The 13,450-nt window shown below is 65.5% G+C and carries 12 protein-coding genes and 1 pseudogene; 1 reads left to right on the top strand and 12 read right to left on the bottom strand.

Going from position 1 to position 13,450, the window contains the following annotated elements; translation table 11 throughout:
* Positions 1 to 18: 18 nt before the first annotated feature.
* The 11 genes from ACNPP0_RS02395 to ACNPP0_RS02345 all read right to left on the bottom strand — a co-directional run bounded on the left by ACNPP0_RS02395 (position 19) and on the right by ACNPP0_RS02345 (position 12,248).
* Positions 19 to 1,149, bottom strand: a complete 1,131-nt coding sequence (locus tag ACNPP0_RS02395) for a M20 family metallopeptidase (protein WP_448704922.1) — start codon at positions 1,147 to 1,149, stop codon at positions 19 to 21.
* A 39-nt stretch (positions 1,150 to 1,188) separates the two neighbouring features.
* Positions 1,189 to 2,094 carry an alpha/beta hydrolase gene (locus ACNPP0_RS02390; RefSeq protein WP_332612459.1) on the bottom strand — a complete coding sequence of 302 codons (906 nt, stop codon included), beginning with the start codon at positions 2,092 to 2,094 and terminating at the stop codon, positions 1,189 to 1,191.
* Positions 2,094 to 3,104, bottom strand: coding sequence for an ABC transporter ATP-binding protein (locus tag ACNPP0_RS02385; protein WP_332612458.1), 1,011 nt, complete (start codon positions 3,102 to 3,104; stop codon positions 2,094 to 2,096). Before ACNPP0_RS02385 ends, ACNPP0_RS02390 begins: the two co-directional genes overlap by 1 nt.
* The gene (locus tag ACNPP0_RS02380) at positions 3,101 to 4,084 is read right to left on the bottom strand and encodes an ABC transporter ATP-binding protein (RefSeq protein WP_448704921.1); all 984 of its coding nucleotides are present in this window, start codon (positions 4,082 to 4,084) and stop codon (positions 3,101 to 3,103) included. Before ACNPP0_RS02380 ends, ACNPP0_RS02385 begins: the two co-directional genes overlap by 4 nt.
* A 139-nt stretch (positions 4,085 to 4,223) precedes the next feature.
* Positions 4,224 to 5,141, bottom strand: coding sequence for an ABC transporter permease (locus ACNPP0_RS02375; protein ID WP_332612456.1), 918 nt, complete (start codon positions 5,139 to 5,141; stop codon positions 4,224 to 4,226).
* 6 nt (positions 5,142 to 5,147) lie between these two features.
* Positions 5,148 to 6,125: an ABC transporter permease gene (locus tag ACNPP0_RS02370; RefSeq protein WP_046806614.1), complete on the bottom strand. Its 978-nt coding sequence runs from the start codon at positions 6,123 to 6,125 to the stop codon at positions 5,148 to 5,150.
* 113 nt (positions 6,126 to 6,238) lie between these two features.
* The gene (locus ACNPP0_RS02365; RefSeq protein ID WP_332612452.1) at positions 6,239 to 7,873 is read right to left on the bottom strand and encodes an ABC transporter substrate-binding protein; all 1,635 of its coding nucleotides are present in this window, start codon (positions 7,871 to 7,873) and stop codon (positions 6,239 to 6,241) included.
* A gap of 72 nt (positions 7,874 to 7,945) precedes the next feature.
* Positions 7,946 to 8,917, bottom strand: a complete 972-nt coding sequence (locus ACNPP0_RS02360) for a M14 family metallopeptidase (protein ID WP_448704920.1) — start codon at positions 8,915 to 8,917, stop codon at positions 7,946 to 7,948.
* 93 nt (positions 8,918 to 9,010) lie between these two features.
* The gene (locus ACNPP0_RS02355; protein WP_448704919.1) at positions 9,011 to 10,624 is read right to left on the bottom strand and encodes an ABC transporter substrate-binding protein; all 1,614 of its coding nucleotides are present in this window, start codon (positions 10,622 to 10,624) and stop codon (positions 9,011 to 9,013) included.
* Between the two features lie 408 nt (positions 10,625 to 11,032).
* Positions 11,033 to 11,266, bottom strand: a complete 234-nt coding sequence (locus tag ACNPP0_RS02350; RefSeq protein WP_332612448.1) for a hypothetical protein — start codon at positions 11,264 to 11,266, stop codon at positions 11,033 to 11,035.
* 121 nt (positions 11,267 to 11,387) lie between these two features.
* The gene (locus ACNPP0_RS02345; protein ID WP_448704918.1) at positions 11,388 to 12,248 is read right to left on the bottom strand and encodes an NAD(P)H-hydrate dehydratase; all 861 of its coding nucleotides are present in this window, start codon (positions 12,246 to 12,248) and stop codon (positions 11,388 to 11,390) included.
* A gap of 112 nt (positions 12,249 to 12,360) precedes the next feature.
* Here ACNPP0_RS02345 and ACNPP0_RS02340 point away from each other — a divergent pair, with 112 nt between their 5' ends.
* On the top strand, positions 12,361 to 13,194 hold the full coding sequence (locus ACNPP0_RS02340; protein ID WP_046806609.1) for an enoyl-CoA hydratase/isomerase family protein: 834 nt from the start codon (positions 12,361 to 12,363) through the stop codon (positions 13,192 to 13,194).
* A 56-nt stretch (positions 13,195 to 13,250) separates the two neighbouring features.
* Here the strand turns inward: ACNPP0_RS02340 and ACNPP0_RS02335 are convergent.
* Positions 13,251 to 13,450: pseudogene (locus ACNPP0_RS02335) on the bottom strand (enoyl-CoA hydratase); the annotation flags it as partial.

The raw sequence follows: 13,450 nt of genomic DNA, 5'->3' as shown, positions 1-13,450 counted from the left end.
GCTTTCCCGGCCCGTTCTTCAGGCCAGTTCGCGCAGCAGCAATTCCCAGAACTTCAACCGCTGTTCCAGCGTGGACACCAGCACGTACTCGTTCAAGGTATGCGCGCCGTCGCCGTCCGCGCCCAGGCCGTCCAGCGTGGGGATGCCCATCGCAGAGGTGAAGTTGGCATCGCTGCCGCCACCCGTCATGGGCGCATCTTCCAGCAGGAAGCCGGCGCGGTCCGCGTAGCCTTGCACCAAGGCCAGCAAGGCTGCCGCCGCTTCCGTCTTGACCATCGGCGGGCGGTTCAATTCGACGTTGATGTCCAGTTCAACGTCAGGCCCCACCGCGCACAGTTCGCGCATGCGGCGCAGCACGTCTTCGGCCGCGCCCATGTCGGGCACGCGGAAGTCCACCACGCAGCGGCACAGCGCGGGCACGGTGTTGGTAACCGTGCCGCCGGCGATGGTGCCCACGCTGACCGTGATGCCACGGTCGTAATCGGTCATGGCTTCCAGCGCCAGCACCTGATGCGCCATTTCACGAATCGCGCTGCGGCCCTTTTCGTGCTGCATGCCGGCGTGCGCCGGGCGGCCCTTTACGTTCAGGTTCAACATGCCCGTGCCCTTGCGCGCCGTGACGCACTTGCCGCCGTTCGGGCGGGCCGGTTCGCACACCAGCGCGTATTTGGCGTTGGCGGCAAAGCGTTCGATGTGCACGCGCGAGGCATGGCTGCCTGTTTCTTCGTCGGGTACCACCAGGAAGTCCACCGGCAGCTGCGTCGCGCCGGGGCGCGCCACGCCGGCCAGCGCCGTCAACGCCAGATAGATACCCGCTTTCATGTCGTAGCTGCCCGGGCCGTAAAGACGGTCGCCGTCGATACGGACCGGGTTCTCCAGCAGCGTGCCCACCGGATGCACCGTGTCCATGTGCGCCAGGATCAGGATGCCGGGGCGCGTGTCGCCGGGGGCGCGGTTGGTGGCGTACAGCAACGGGCCCGTGGTGGAGCCCAGCGACGACAGTTCCACCCTCAAGCCCGCGGCGGCCGCGTAGTCGGCGATGATGCGCGCCATGGCGGCGATGCCGTCGGGGTAGTTCGACGGCGATTCGCATTGCAGCCAGCTTTGAATGCCGGCGACGATCTGTTCAGTGCTTTGGGTGTTGGACATGGCGGTATCGGGTTTCAGCAATGAAAGGGAAAAAGACGATCAGGCGACCTGCTGACCGGCCAGGCGGGCCAGTTCGGCGGCATCGGGCATCTGGCCGTCAAACCACAAGCTGGCGCACACGGCCGACATGGCGCGGCCATCGTGGCCGATGCCGGGCACCACTTGCAGCGTCCAGCCGAACGGCACGCCACGGCGCTCGGCTTCGCGCTTGCCGAAGTCGTAGTAGTTCTGCGCGCGCGCAAAGCGGTGCGGGCCCTGGCGCATGGCGGCGGGCTCGGACGGCAGGTTGGGGTCGTCGGTGGCGATGTCCTGGTCCCCGGCCAGGATCGTCATCGGATAGGCCAGCAGCTTGACCAGGTGGTCTTCGGTCAAGCCCACGCCGTCCATGCCTTCAGGGAACGGATAGTCGAACGTGGGCAGCGTGTACCAGCCCGGGTTGCCCGCCGCCACGGCCTTGAACGGCGCGTGCGACTGGCTGCTCATCAGGCGGTGCACGAACTGGCCGCCGGCCGAATGGCCGAACAGGTAGACGTTCTGGCCGTCGGTGATTTCACCGGCAATCATGTCCTTGATGACGTTGCCCACCAGCGCGTAGGTCCAGCCGTCGATGTGGCGCGGGTTGCCGCCGGCCGAGAACACGCGGCCGTTGTTGTAGCTTTCCACGCCCGGCCAGATTTCGTTGGAGAACGTCAACGCCACGATCAGCAGCTTGTGCTTGTCGGCGGCCTCGACCCAGAAATCGCGATATTCATCGCCGTTGCGCAGCACGCCGTGCTGCACGATGACGACCGGGCGGTCGGGCGTGTAGCCATACGGGCGATACGTTTGCAGCTTGAACGGACGATCCGAATTGCGGTCTTCGTCGATGTACTGGATGGTGTTGCGGCCCGCATGGCCCATTTCGATGGCGATGCGGTCCACGTTGGACATGTCGGAGGGTTTCATCAGGCGCTCGCTTCGTTCAGGTGGCAGGCCGACCAGTGGCCCGCCGAGATTTCTTTCAGGACCGGCGCCTGCTCGCGGCAGCGCGGCATGGCGTGGGGGCAACGGGGGTTGAAGGTACAGCCCGGCGGCGGGTTCAGCGGCGACGGGATTTCGCCCTTGATCGGCGTGAACTTGCGGCCACGGCGGGAGACGTCCGGCACTTCGGCCATCAGGGCCTGGGTGTAGGGATGGTTGGCGCGCGCGAAGATCTCGGCCGACGTGGAGATTTCCACGATCTTGCCCAGGTACATGATCGCGACACGATCCGAGATGTGCTTGACCACGCCCAGGTCGTGGCTGATGAACAGGTAAGTGAAACCGTGCTGCTCGCGCAGGTCCATGAACAGGTTGATCACCTGCGCCTGAATCGACACGTCCAGCGCGGCCACGGGCTCGTCGCAGACCAGGAACTTGGGCGCCACCATCAGCGCGCGGGCGATGCCGATGCGCTGGCGCTGGCCGCCGGAAATCTGGTGGGGAAAGCGGTCGCGGTATTCGGCGTCCAGGCCCACTTCCTTCAAGGCCTGGTCGATGCGCGCGGGGATCTCGGCCGGCGGCGCCAGCTTGTGGACCTTAAGCGATTCGCCCAGGATCTGGCGCAGGCGCTGACGCGGGTTCAAGGACGCTTGCGGGTCCTGGAAAATCATCTGCACGCCCAGCGTATAGGCCAGCTTGTCGGCGCCACGCAGGCGCACGGCATCGCGGCCCTGATACAGCAGTTCGCCTTCGGTCTGGCGGTGCAGGCCGGCCACGACGCGTCCCAACGTGGACTTGCCGCAACCGGACTCGCCCACCAGCCCGACGACTTCGCCGCGCTTGATGGACAGGTCCACGCCGTTCACGGCATACACCGTGCGGCGGTCCAGCGGGCGGCCGGTCAGGGCCAGGATGCGCTGGGCCAGATCGGGGCGCTGTTCGAATCGCTTGTGGACGTTCTTGAGCTCGATGACGGGAGTATCGGCTTGGCTCATGCTTGCTGTGCCTCGCGGGCTATCGGCACGTAACAGCGGTAGCTGCGCGGACCTTCGGTGGTAACGGAGGGGGCTTGTTCGGTGCAGCGCGTGACCGCCTTGGGGCAGCGCGGCCTGAACGCACAGCCCGAAGGGCGGCCCGCCAGGCTGGGCGCCATGCCGTTGATCTGGTGCAGGCGCGCGCCGGGTTGCGTGGCGCCGGGCATCGAATCAAGCAGGCCGCGCGTGTACGGGTGGCGCGGCGCGGCCAGCACCTGTTCGACCGGGCCGCTTTCAACGATGCGGCCGGCGTACATGACGGCGACTCGGTCGGCCAGTTCAGCCACCACGCCCAGGTCGTGCGTGATCCAGATAAGCGCGGTGTCGTGCTCGCGGCAGATCTCTTGCATGCGGTAAAGAATCTGGCCCTGGATGGTGACGTCCAGCGCGGTCGTGGGTTCGTCGCAGATGATGAGGTCGGGCTTGTTCAGCATGGCGATGGCAATTGCCACGCGCTGGCGCATACCGCCCGAGAACTCGTGCGGATAGCTCTTCAAGCGCGATTCCGGCGACGGTATGCCCACCATCGCCAGCGCCTCGCGGCAACGTTCCTCGGCTTGCGCGCGCGACACGTTTTCGTGCGTGAGGATGGCTTCCATCATCTGTTCGCCGATGCGCAGCACCGGGTTCAGCGTCATCAAGGGGTCTTGGAAGATCATGGCGATGCGGTTGCCGCGCAACTGGCGCATCTGCTCTTCCGTCAGCTTGCGCAGGTCGGCGCCCTTGAACTTCACTTCGCCGTCGACGACTTCCCCGGGCGGATCGATCAGGCCCAGCAGTGAGAAGCCGGTCACGGATTTGCCCGAACCCGATTCGCCCACCAGGCCCACGATTTCGCCACGGCGAACGGTAAGGTCGACGCCGTCAACGGCCAGATACGCGCCGGCTTCGGTATGGAATGCGGTGCGCAGTCCGCGCACATCAAGAAGAATGTCGCTCATTTCAGTAGTCCATTGCGCCACAGGCTACCCGCAGCGTATGCCACGGGAGTCGCGCCATCGGGATGCCGCGGAGCCGGCTTTGCCGGTCCGCCGGCATGCCCCCTTGAGGGGGAAGCGCATCGCGCTTCGGGGGTGGGCGTCATCGTTTGGGGTCCAGGCTTTCACGCAGGCGGTCGCCCACGATATTGATGGAAAGAATCAGCACCAGCAGCGCAATGCCGGGGAACAGGCTGATCCAGTAATCGCCGGACAGCAGGTATTGGAATCCGTTGGAGATCAACAGGCCCAGCGAGGGCTCGGTGATCGGCACGCCGACGCCCAGGAAGGACAGCGTGGCTTCCAGCGCGATGGCGGTTGCGATCTGGATGGTGGCGAACACCATGACGGGGCCCAGGCAGTTTGGCAGCAGGTGGAACACCATGATGCGCCAGGCCGGAAAGCCCAGGTTGGCGGCGGCTTCCACGTATTCCTTGCGGCGCTCTTGCAACGCGCGGCTGCGCATGATGCGGGCGTAGTGCCCCCACTGCACCAGCACCAGCGCCAGGATCACCTTGTCCACCCCGCGTCCCAGCACCACCAGCAGCACCAGCGCCACGAGGATGGTGGGAAAGCCCAGGATGAAGTCAACGATGCGCATCAGGATGGTGTCGACCAGGCCGCCGACATAGGCGGCGATCAGGCCGATGGCGCCGCCGATGGCGGTGGCCAGCACCACGGCCGACAAGCCCACCATCAGGCTGATGCGCAGGCCGTACAGGATGGCGCTGAGCATGTCGCGGCCCTGGTCATCGGTGCCCAGCCACGCGATGCTGCCGTCCATCAGCGCCTGGCGCGGCGCCAGGCGGCCGTCCATCAGCGACAGGTTGGCCAGGTCATAGGGGTTCTGCGGCGCGAAGTAGGGCGCGAACACCACCAGGATGATCAGGATGGCCAGCGCGATGACCGAGCCGCGCACGGTGGGGCGCGCATGCAGTTTTTTCAGGATGGAGGCGCGCTGCGGGGTCTCGGCCAGAGGCTGGACGGTGCGGGTGCGGCCGGGATTGGGAGAGTTAGCCATGGCGGATTATTGAGCGGGGGCCACCAGCTGCACGCGCGGGTCGAGCGCCGCGTACAGGATGTCCACAACCAGGTTGATGACCACGAAGATCAGGGTGACCAGCATCACGTAGGCGACCACCACCGGGCGGTCCAGCTGGTAGACGCTGTCAATCAGCAGCTTGCCCATGCCGGGCCACGCGAAGACGGTTTCGGTGATGGTGGAATAGGCGATCAGGCTGCCGAATTCCATGCCGATCACGGTCACGACCGGGATCAGGATGTTGCGCAGAATGTGGCGGCGCACGATGCGGCCGGGCTTGACGCCCTTGGCGCGCGCGAATTTCACGTAGTCCTGACTGCGCGCCTCGACCACGCCCGAGGCCGTCAGGCGCAGGACCAGCGCGATATTGGCCAGCGCCAGGTTGATGGCCGGCATGATCAGGTGCGACCAGCCATCGGCCGTCAGGATGGACAGGCGCACGCCCAGCACGGTGACGGTGTCGCCGCGCCCCGTGGCCGGCAGCCAGCCCAGCCACACGGCGAACAGCAGGATCAGCATCATGCCCTGCCAGAAGTTCGGCAGCGAAAAGCCCAGCACCGACGACGCCATGATGCCGCGGCCCAGGTAGTCGTCGCGGTACAGGCCGGCCACCAGACCCAGCGGAATCCCGATCACACAGGTCAGCATGATGGCCACGATGACGAGTTCGAACGTGGCGGGAATGCGCTGCACGATCAGCTCAATGGCCGGGATGCCGTGCACGAACGACGTGCCCAGGTCGCCATGCAGCGCGCGCCACAGGAACCCGGTGTATTGCTGCCACACGGGCAGGTCCAGGCCCAGGCGGGCGATCATCGCCTCGCGGGCGGCCTGGCTGGCTTCGGGGCTGACCAGCAGTTCGATCGGGTCGCCCACGGCATACACCGCGAAAAAGACCACGACCGATACGGCCAGCAGTACGAACAGACTCTGGATCAGTCTGCGCAGGATGAACAAGGCCACGTGATGATTTCCTTGGTGGGCTCAGGGTTTCTTGGCGCGCCGGGTGTTGGCTTGGCGTGTTGAGTGGGTTGGGTTGTTTGGTTGCTTACTTACTTGGGCGATTACTTGGGCGACTACTTGGCCGGTCGGGCCGACATGGCCAGCGTGTACTGATCCGCACGGCCCTCGTAGACCAGCCCCTTCTTGAACGCCCAGATGCTGCTTTCAAAGTGCAGGGGAATGCTGGGCAGGTCGGCCAGCGCAATCGCCAGCGACTGTTGCAGCAGCTTTTCCCGCTCGGCCGGGTCCACGGTCACCAGCGCGCGCTTGAACACGCCGTCGAACTCGGGGTTGTCGTAACCCCCATAGTTGCTGGTGCCCAGGCCGTGCTCTTTGTCGAACCGGCTGACCCAGTATTGTAGGAAAGACGACGCCTCGCCCGTCTCAGACGACCAGCCGCCCATGGCAAAACTGAATTCGCGCTTGGCCCGCTTGGGGAAATACACCGAGCGCGTCATCGCGTCGACCGTGGTCTTGATGCCCACGCGCGACAGGTACTGCGCCACGGCCTGCGAGATCTGGGCGTCGTTGATGTAGCGGTCGTTGGTGGACGAAATGGTCAGGTCGAAGCCGTTGGGGTAGCCGGCTTCGGCCAGCAGTTTCTTGGCGCCTTCAGGGTCGTACTTGAGTTCGGGCGGATGGCGCAGCGTGCCGAACATGCCGTCGGGCAGGAACTGGTTGGCGGGCGTGGCGGCGCCGTCCATGATGCGCGCGGCGATGGTCTTGCGATCGATCGCCATGGAAATGGCGCGGCGCACGCGCACGTCCTGCAAGGGGTTCTTGCCGTCGGCGGCCTTGACGGTGGGGCTGGGGCTGCGGCCCACATCAAACTGGAAATACACCACCCGCACCGACGGCGTGATCACATGGCCGAAGCCCGGCGTTTCCGAAATGCGCTTCACATCGCGCGCGGCGGGGTTTTCGATCAGGTCGAAGTCACCGGCCAACAGGCCCGTCAGGCGCGGGCCGGCGGCCGGCACGGGGATCAGCTTGACGTGCTGCCAGGCGGGTTTGTCACCCCAATAGCCGTCGTTGCGCGTCAGCTCGATGGCCGTGCCCTTCACATAGGACTTCAGTGTGTACGGGCCGGTGCCGATCACATCGCGGCCGCCATTGAAGTCGGCAACGGTGGGCCAGGGGCCGGTCACGCCGCACTTGTTCTTCAAGTCGAAGGTGATGGAACCGTGTTCGACGATGCCGCTCCAGAGCATGGCCGTGCGGGTCAGGTCATTGGGCAGCAGCGGATAGGGCTTGTGCGTCTTGATGACCAGCTTGTTGCTGCCTTGCGCCTGGACGTCGGCAAACTTCTGCACAATCGCCGGGTACGAACCGCCAATCGCTTGTTCGTTATTCATCACGCGGCAGAACGTGAAGATGACGTCCTGTGCGGTGAAGGGCTGGCCGTTGGAAAATCGGGCGTTCTCGCGCAGCGTGAATTCCCAGGTGGTGTCGTCCAGCGCCTTCCAGCCCGTGGCCAGGCGCGGAATCAGGTCCATCCTGGCGTCCTGGCCCACCAGCGTCTCGAACATGTGCGAGGTCATCGCATCGTTGGGCGTGGCCTGGTGGTAGTGCGGGTCCATCGAAGTGGGCTCGGACGACAGGCCGATCTTCAACGTGGTCGGCGTCGTCTGGGCCATGGCGGCGGGGGCGCCGGCCAACGTACAGGCCAAGGCCAGTAATGCGCTGCGGGTGGATACCTGGATGGACATGCTTTCCCTTGTTTTGAATGGTCGGCGGCGCCTCGTGGATGGGCGCCGCTCGTTGGTGCCTGTGGGTGTCAATCAGCCAATAGGCTGCGCCAGCCGCACGACGGTCACGCCGGGCCGCAGGTTGGCGGTGGACGGCATGATCAGCACGCAGTTGTCATACGGAGTGACGACCGGTTCGCCTTCGGACCAGCCGATGACGGTGCCGGCGGTGGCCAGCGTTTCCAACCCTTTCCAGGGTTCGGCAAAACGGAAGTCGGCGCTTTTTGCCGCAACGGCGTGGGTCACGCGCAGCGCGCGCTGTGGGGCCGCGGCAGGTTCGATCCAGCCGGCGGGGATGTCCGCGCGGTCAAGCGTGCCGGCTTGGAGCAGGAAGCGGGCCATCTGGTCCACCGCCACGCCGCGCGCTTCGGGCGCGCCATGGAAGCCGCATTCAATCAGCAAGGACCTCGTGCCGTTGTCGCCGGCCTCGCCAAAGCGGCCATAGTCGCGCATGCGCACGCCGGCCGCATGGCCCGCGTCGGCAATGATGGTGGCGGGGTTGCCCAGCGCCAGGGCCAGGTCGATATTGCGCTGTGCCATGCCGGTCAGTTGCAGCGGCACGTCGGAATTGCTCATGGAATGAAAGTCCAGCAACCAGTCGGACTGTTCGACCCATGGACGGATTTGCGCGGCGCGGCGGCGTTCCTGGCTGATGGGCACCGTCAGCTTGTCGTCGCTCCAGACGCGGTTCATGTCTTCGTCGACAAAGCGCGCGGGGGCGTAGTTGGTGGAATCAAAGCGGTCGAATGCGGCCAGGTTGCAGAAGGCCAGCGTCAGCGTACCCCGGCGGGGACGCAGCCCGGCCGTCAGTGCTTCTTTCAGGGCCCAGGCGCCGCACAGCTCGTTGCCGTGGATCAGCGCGCTCAACATGACGCGCTTGCCGGGCACGCCGGAATCGAAATGCCAGACGCCGGGCGTATCCGTATTGCCCAAGCGTTCGGCCGACAAATCCGGACAGGCTAAAAGAAAAGGGCGCGGACGGGCCGCGGGGGTAGGCGTGGGCATGGCAACTCCGATGAAGCGGGGGAATTGTATAGGGTATCCGACCAAAAAAAACGGCTGCGCAGGGCAGCCGTTTCCTGGTTCAGACGCGGTGGATCACTTCTTGTCGGGCGTGACGGACGTGGCCAGGGTGTACTGGTCGCGGCGGCCTTCGTAGGTGATGCCCTTGCGGAAGGCCCAGATGCTGCTTTCAAAGTGCAGCGGGATCAGCGGCACGTTGTCCAGGGCGATCTGGGTGGATTCCTGCAACAGCTTCTCGCGCTTGGTCGCGTCCACCGTCACGATGGCCTGCTTGTAGACCTTGTCGAAATCGGCATTGGAAAAGCCGCCGTAGTTGCTGGTGCCCAGGCTGTTGGGCGAATCCAGGGACGCAACCCACAGCTGGAACAACGCCGAGGCTTCACCCGTTTCCGCCGGCCAGCCGCCCATCGAGAAGCTGAATTCGCGCTTGGCGCGCTTTGGGAAATAGATGGATGCCGTCATGGCGTCCACGTTGGTCTTGATGCCGACGCGGGCCAGGTATTGCGCCACGGCTTGAGCGACCTGGCCGTCGTTGACGTAGCGGTCGTTGGTGGACGACAACGTCAATTCAAAGCCGTTCGGGTAGCCGGCTTCGGCCAGCAGCTTCTTGGCGCCTTCCGGGTCGTACTTGATTTCCGGGGCCTTGGGCAGCGCGCCGAACATGCCGTCGGGCATGAACTGGTAGGCCGGGGTGGCCATGCCGTCCATGATGCGGGCGGTGATGGTCTTGCGGTCGATGGCCATCGAAATCGCCTTGCGCACGCGCAGGTCTTGCAGCGGGTTCTTGCCGTCGGCGCTCTTGACGAACGGGCTGGGGTTGCGGCCCACGTCCGGCTGGAAGAACACCAGGCGGGTGGACGGCGTGGCCACAAAGCCGAACTTCGGGTTGTCCTTCAGGCGCGGCAGGTCGCGCGCGGCCGGGTTTTCGATCATGTCGAAGTCACCCGACAGCAGGCCGGTCAGGCGCGGGCCGGCGGAGGGCACCGGCACGAACTTCACTTCCTTCCAGTGCGGCTTCTCGCCCCAGTAGTTCTCGTTGCGGACCAGCTCGATGCCGGTGCCCTTCACGTAGGACTTCAGGGTGTAGGGGCCGGTGCCGATGGAATCCTTGCCGTTGTTGAAGTCGGCAACCGTGGGCCACGGGCCCGTCACGCCGCAACCCTTCTTGGGATCGAACGTGAGCTTGCCGTGCTCGACAATGCCGTTCCAGACGATGGGCAGCGAGCGGGCCAGCTCGGCGGGCATCAGGGGGAAGGGCTCGCCGGTCTTGATGATGACGGTGTGCGCGTCGGGCGTTTGCACGTCCGTGATGCGCTTGGTCATGTCCATGTAGGACTGCGACACGTTGGTTTCGTTGTTCAGCGTGCGGCAGATGGTGAACAGCACGTCTTCGGACGTGAACGGCTTGCCGTTCGAGAACTTGACGTCGTCGCGCAGCTTGAATTCCCAGGTCAGGTCGTCCAGGTTCTTCCAGGACTTGGCCAGTTGGGGCGTCAACTTCATGTCGGCGCTGCGGCCCACCAGCGAACTGTAGACGTGCGCCGAGAACGCGTCGTTCTGCGTCATCTTGTGATAGTGGGGGTCCGCCGAAGTGGGTTCGGCCGACAGGCCGATCTTCAGCGTCTGGGCTTGGGCGGCTGCCAAGGGAATGGCGGCGGCCACAAGGGCCAGGGTGGTGCGCAACTTCATGGTGACAACTCCGGAGGAATAACGAACCGGATCGTGCCTGCGCGACAACCACCAAGGCCGGGGCAAACACAGCGTGTCGACCGCAAGAGATGCTTTGGGAAGGGGAAGGCGCCAGGCACGACGGCAAGGGGCCGATTATCGGTAGGGGCTTCGCGCGCTGTCAATGAAGAACGGCGAACCAGGCGCTAGGGAAAACGCCGAGAAGAGGGGGGTGGCGCAGGGCCAAAGAGGGCGCCGCGAGGGTTCTCGTTGTACATCACGGGAACCGGCGCGGCGCGAAGGCGCCTGTGAGGGACGGCGCCAGATACTCGTTGCCGGGGCGCTTGGCTGGCAAGCGGGCCGTGCAACGACAGCGCGCCGGGCGAAATCGCGGGAGATCGTCGCGATTTCAGCCCAGCGCGGCTGTTTTTACCACTGCGAGCCGGAGAAGCGCGAGCTGGCGGCGCGCGCCTTGTTCATCGATTCGTTGACTTCGTCGATGAAGGCGAACACGCCAGCAACAGCGGCGATCACGGCTTGGCCGGCCTTCTTCAGGCTGGTCAGCGGGTGGGAATTGGGTTGATTTTCGAGGGCGCCGCGCAGCAGGTCGCGCTCCAGCGCGTCGGTCAGGCGGGCAGTGCTATTCAGGGTCAGTTCAGTCATGGTCTTTCTCCAGTCCGTTTCGTCTTGGTGAAAACCATTATAGGGATAACCCTAGGGGCGGCGCAATGATTGTTTTAGGGAAAACCCTAGTATGTTGTAAAAATGTTTATTTGACGGGGACTTAGCGGCCATTGCGCAGGGCGCGGGCCGCGTTTGGCAGCTCTGAGGCGGTCAGGCCGATCGGGCCCACACCGGCTGCCACCAGCGCATCCGCCGCCGCGCCGTGCAGCCAGACGGCGCCGGGCACGGCTTGATCCTCGGGCAGCGTCTGTGCCAATAAAGATCCCAGCATTCCTGCCAGAACGTCGCCGGTGCCGGCCGTGGCCAAACCGGGATTGCCGCTGGTATTGACCCGGATGCCGCGAGCCGGGTGGCAGACCACCGTGCCCGCGCCTTTCAGCACCACCCAGCATTGATAGCGCTGTGCCAGTTTCCAGGCGGCGCCGGGGCGGTCCGCCTGCACCTGGGCGGCGGGGATGCCCAGCAGGCGGCCGGCTTCGGCAGGATGCGGCGTCAGCACAACCGGGCCGGCGCCCCAATTGGGCTGGATGCCGCCGCTGGCCAAGAGGTTAAGCCCGTCGGCGTCCAGCACCAGCGGGGTTTGGCGCCGTAGCACGAACAGTTCCGACAGGGCGTTGGCCGCCAGCCCGCCGGTCCCGATGCCGCAACCCGCCACCCAGGTAGTCACGCCCCAATCGGTGTCCAGCAGCGAGCGGGCATCGCGCAGCATCAATTCCGGCTGTTGCGGATCGCAAGCCAGCGGCGACGCTTCCTGCGCAAAGCCCACCAGCACCTTGCCCGCTCCGGTCAACAAGGCGGCGCGGGCGGCGAGCAGTGCCGCGCCTGTCATTCCGGGGCCGCCGCCCACCACGCCGACCGTGCCGAAGCTGCCCTTGTGCGTGTCAGCGTCGCGGGGGGCGAACAGGGCTGGCAGGCTGGCGCGGTCAATGGGGGCGCCGGCGGTCGGGGCGGGGGTGTTCATTGGCTGAGGCTCCTGGGGACAAGCGGCTGGGCGGCGTTCGTGTATCCACTATAGTGCGCAAAAACATGCCGGCCTGTACGCCCGGCAGCCCCCGACAACCCCGGAGTAGACAATGACCGATATCACGCTGCAACACTATTCAGCCTATGAATCCCTGAAGCTGCGCCGGCACCCCGGTGGCGTGCTGGAGTTGATCATGGGCGCCAAGGGCGGCCAGCCCGGCAAGCTGTCCACGGCGGATGACCGCATGCACCGCGAGCTGGCGGACATCTGGCGCGACATCGACACCGACCCCGACACCCGAGTCGTGGTGATCCGTGGCGAAGGCAAGGGCTTTTCGGGAGGCGGCGACCTGGAGCTGGTGCAGCAGATGGCCGACGATTTTGACGTGCGCACCCGCGTCTGGCGCGAAGCGCGCGACTTGGTCTACAACATCATCAACTGCAACAAGCCCATCGTGTCCGCCATGCACGGCGCGGCGGTGGGGGCGGGGCTGGTAGCCGGCCTGCTGGCCGACATCTCGATTGCCGCGCGCGACGCCCGCATCATCGATGGCCACACCCGCCTGGGCGTGACGGCGGGCGACCACGCCGCTATCGTCTGGCCGCTGCTGTGCGGCATGGCCAAGGCCAAGTACTACCTGATGCTGTGCGAAACCGTGACGGGCGAAGAAGCCGAACGCATCGGCCTGGTGTCGCTGTGCGTCGATGAAGCCGATTTGATTCCCCGCGCCTTTGAAGTGGCCAACAAGCTGGCCGCCGGATCGCAAACCGCCATCCGCTGGACCAAGTATTCGCTGAACAATTGGCTGCGCATGGCCGGCCCCAGCTTCGATACGTCGCTGGCGCTGGAATTCATGGGATTTGGCGGGCCGGACGTCAAGGAAGGCATCCAGTCCCTGCGCGAACGTCGGGCACCCAATTTCCGGCCTGATTCGCCGTTTTGATGCGGCGCGCGGGGGGGCGTGGACTCAACCGCCTGCAATCCCCCGCGCGTCGTCCGCTATTTCTTGAAGAACTTCGCGAACGCCGCCTGCGCCTCTTCGGTTTGCAGGCGGGCGCGGAACTGCTGGGCTTCGTAGTCCAGCGTTTCCTGGATGGCTGATCGATCCGCGCGTTTCATCATGGCCTTGGTCAGGCGCAATGCGGCCGGCGGTTGGCCGGCCAGGTCGGCGGCCGTGGCCTGTGCCGCGGCCAGCGCCC

Source organism: Achromobacter semiaridum (assembly GCF_053543755.1).
The sequence above is the reverse complement of the archived record's forward strand: the minus strand, read 5'-3'. Positions and strand labels throughout refer to the sequence as shown.

What these genes read in the sequence shown, in the direction of transcription:
- ACNPP0_RS02375 (WP_332612456.1), bottom strand. Translation starts at nt 5,141, where the DNA reads ATGGCTAACTCTCCCAATCCCGGCCGCACCCGCACCGTCCAGCCTCTG.
- ACNPP0_RS02360 (WP_448704920.1), bottom strand. Translation starts at nt 8,917, where the DNA reads ATGCCCACGCCTACCCCCGCGGCCCGTCCGCGCCCTTTTCTTTTAGCC.
- ACNPP0_RS02380 (WP_448704921.1), bottom strand. Translation starts at nt 4,084, where the DNA reads ATGAGCGACATTCTTCTTGATGTGCGCGGACTGCGCACCGCATTCCAT.
- ACNPP0_RS02390 (WP_332612459.1), bottom strand. Translation starts at nt 2,094, where the DNA reads ATGAAACCCTCCGACATGTCCAACGTGGACCGCATCGCCATCGAAATG.
- ACNPP0_RS02395 (WP_448704922.1), bottom strand. Translation starts at nt 1,149, where the DNA reads ATGTCCAACACCCAAAGCACTGAACAGATCGTCGCCGGCATTCAAAGC.
- ACNPP0_RS02345 (WP_448704918.1), bottom strand. Translation starts at nt 12,248, where the DNA reads ATGAACACCCCCGCCCCGACCGCCGGCGCCCCCATTGACCGCGCCAGC.
- ACNPP0_RS02365 (WP_332612452.1), bottom strand. Translation starts at nt 7,873, where the DNA reads ATGTCCATCCAGGTATCCACCCGCAGCGCATTACTGGCCTTGGCCTGT.
- ACNPP0_RS02340 (WP_046806609.1), top strand. Translation starts at nt 12,361, where the DNA reads ATGACCGATATCACGCTGCAACACTATTCAGCCTATGAATCCCTGAAG.
- ACNPP0_RS02355 (WP_448704919.1), bottom strand. Translation starts at nt 10,624, where the DNA reads ATGAAGTTGCGCACCACCCTGGCCCTTGTGGCCGCCGCCATTCCCTTG.
- ACNPP0_RS02350 (WP_332612448.1), bottom strand. Translation starts at nt 11,266, where the DNA reads ATGACTGAACTGACCCTGAATAGCACTGCCCGCCTGACCGACGCGCTG.
- ACNPP0_RS02385 (WP_332612458.1), bottom strand. Translation starts at nt 3,104, where the DNA reads ATGAGCCAAGCCGATACTCCCGTCATCGAGCTCAAGAACGTCCACAAG.